General features: G+C 65.3%; 4 protein-coding genes. 2 read left to right on the top strand and 2 right to left on the bottom strand.

The annotated features are described in order from the left end of the window. Nucleotides 1-73: 73 nt before the first annotated feature. Together ACWD3H_RS47530 and ACWD3H_RS47525 are read right to left on the bottom strand one after the other, a co-directional pair. Nucleotides 74-193: an integrase core domain-containing protein gene (locus tag ACWD3H_RS47530; RefSeq protein ID WP_451959783.1), complete on the bottom strand. Its 120-nt coding sequence runs from the start codon at nt 191-193 to the stop codon at nt 74-76. Between the two features lie 143 nt (nt 194-336). Then, entirely contained in the window at nt 337-528 is a 192-nt protein-coding gene (locus ACWD3H_RS47525) for a hypothetical protein (RefSeq protein ID WP_451959782.1), read from the bottom strand. A 902-nt stretch (nt 529-1,430) separates the two neighbouring features. Between ACWD3H_RS47525 and ACWD3H_RS47520 the strand changes: the two genes are divergently transcribed. Further along, a complete protein-coding gene (locus ACWD3H_RS47520; RefSeq protein ID WP_355561824.1) occupies nt 1,431-1,895 on the top strand; it encodes a hypothetical protein in 465 nt (154 codons plus the stop codon). Between the two features lie 283 nt (nt 1,896-2,178). After that, on the top strand, nt 2,179-2,540 hold a 362-nt coding region (locus ACWD3H_RS47515), incomplete at its 3' end, for a class I SAM-dependent methyltransferase (protein ID WP_451959781.1).

Here is a 2,540-nt window from a genome sequence, read left to right as displayed (position 1 = left end):
GTCCACACCCGGGACCTTACGTCACAGGGGTTGCCGCGCGTGGCCATGTGGGCTGCGGTCGACAACGGACGACTCATCGGTGTGTGCACGACGCGACGTGGGCCGCTGGTGCCTGGTAGTCGAGGGGGCTGTGTCGTCGGCGGTGGTTGTAGTCGTCCTTCCAGTCGCTGATCACGACCCGGGCGTGGGTCAGGCTTCAGGCACTCGTCGCGGATGCGGCTGTTGACCGACTCGATAGCTCGCGGCAGACGTCCGGGACGTCCTTGCCCTCGCCCAACATGTGATCGGCGGTCGCGAGCCTGCGCACGACCTGCTCCGGCGTGCGCACCTTCTGCGTCACCACGCGGGCCACGGAGGGGGACAGCACCGTCTCACCGCGGGCGCCGCACGCACCGCCCGATGCAGGTCGGCGCATGGGGTGTCCTTGAGCAGGTAGCCGGTGGTGCCCTGCTCGATCGCGGGCAGGACATCGGCGTCGTTGTCGAGGGTGGTCAGGACCAGCACATGGATGCCGGTTATCTTCGGCATGCGTAGATCCATGAGCACGACATCAGCGGAGCGCGCGCCGCCCTGGCCACCTCGCCCATGGCATACACCGGGCCGAGTACGGCGAGGGCGGCCTGATGGCAATAAGAGTGGATGGCGTAACCACCTCCGGGAGCCCGAAGCCCGAGCAATCGGGCAACCCGACTTGACCGACGTGCTCAGTGAATATCCAGGCGCCGTCGTTGTGCGTGAGACCCTCGGCGAACTTGTCACGAAGCTCCTGGCCGAGGTCGGGAACGGTGGGTGGTGGATCGACAGTCGTCAGCGGTCGAAGCGCGGACGCTGCTGCTTCGTTCATCCGGATGGTGAGCACCGCGGCACGGTACCGGCCTCAATGTCAGGCCACCAGTCGCGAGTGGCACAGCCTGAGAACCTCGTGCGGACGCACACACCCTGCCTCGCCGGATCTTCCCGTCTGCCTCGTCCCACCCCGGAGGGGCAACAGCTCGGTGGCGCCACTGCCATTCTCACTGTGTACGCCGGCCGGTAGACGTTCCTCGGCCATGGGATGCCAACGGTCACAGACGGCCTTGATCCGGAGGAGTCGAGATGTTGGGCTTGCCTGGGACGCGGCAGGCGGGAAGATCCGGCTTCCACCTCAACCACTTACGGCCTTCGTGGTGCAACGTCGATCATCCCGGAGCCGAGTACCCCCGCCGGAGGCATTCGGTTGAAGCCGGGCGAGATTTCAGACCTGAGAGAGCGAGCGGGCCGGCGCAATGCGAAGCACTCCGAAGGAGCCGCGTGGCGGTTGGGCCTGCCAGTCGAAGCGTGGGTTATCTGGGGTTGTCAAGCGAACTAGCTGGTCAGAGGCTTGAAGATCGTTAAGCCACGTCGGACAAGTAGGCTGGCTGCGGTCGCCCGCGACGGTGAAGGAGCCGCTAATGACCACCGACCCGACGATGACCCGGATCGGCCAGGGGGTGGAGTTGCATCACCACCAAGGTCAACGTGAAGCCGCTCGTGACTTGTTCGCGCAGATCTGGGACGACATCGGCGGCGAGCAAGGCGACCCGCTGCATGTTTGCGTCCTTGCCCACTCGATGGCCGACGTGCAGGACGACGTGCACCAGGAACTGATGTGGGATCTGCGAGCGCTTGCCGCCGTCGGCCTGATCACTGATGAGCGGGTGGCGCAAGCTGGGGTGCCGCTTTCGGTGGCCGGCTTGTATCCGTCGTTGCACCTGAACTTGAGCGAGTGCTATCGCAAGCTGGGCGATCTCGGCCGCGCCCGTGAGCACCTCCAGCAGGCGCGAGCCGAGATCGGCGCACTTGGCGACGACGAGTATGGGCAGCTCATCAAGGGTGGCCTGGAGCGGCTGGCCGAACAGCTGGATGACGCCATCTGACTGCGCCCCGGCGAATTCTCTGCACTAGTTGTTGATCTTCTTCGTGGATGCTTTGAGCCGGGGTGCCCTCAGGTCAGGAGGCCCAGGGTTTCGGGCGTTTCCCGGACTGTCAGCTGCCGCACTGACATGCCTGAAGCCCTCTGAATACTGGTGAGGCAAGTACGCTCTCACCTCACTTGCCTCACATGACTTCTCTGAACTAGCGATAGCCCGGGCGAACGGGCGGGAGGGAAGATCGTGATTCTCTCGGCTCGTCTCAGCGCCGGGAACTACTGTCGCGAGCATGGTCGAACACGATGCCCTCAGTGCCACCCGCGAGGCTTACGACGCTGCCGCCTCCACCTATGCGCAGCTGTTCCGCGGCGAGCTGGGTGACAGGCCCCTGGACCGTGCGATCTTGGGTGTCTTCGCCGAGGTCGTAAGTGCGAGTGGGGACGGCCAGGTCGCGGACCTGGGGTGTGGGCCTGGCCATATCACCGCTTACCTGGACGGGCTGGGGCTGGCGGTGGTCGGTGTTGACACCTCTCCTGCGATGATCGAGTTGGCTCGGCAGGCCTATCCGGGCCTGCGGTTCGACGTGGGCTCGATGGCCGCGTTGAACATCGCTGACGGCGTGCTGGGCGGCGTACTCTCACGTTGGTCCGT

This window comes from Streptosporangium sp. NPDC002607, from assembly GCF_053592655.1.
This window is presented reverse-complemented; position numbering and strand designations above follow the sequence as displayed.

Excerpts from the sequence above, each read along its gene's own strand:
- ACWD3H_RS47525 (WP_451959782.1), bottom strand. The coding sequence starts at position 528 with ATGCCGAAGATAACCGGCATCCATGTGCTGGTCCTGACCACCCTCGAC.
- ACWD3H_RS47520 (WP_355561824.1), top strand. The coding sequence starts at position 1,431 with ATGACCACCGACCCGACGATGACCCGGATCGGCCAGGGGGTGGAGTTG.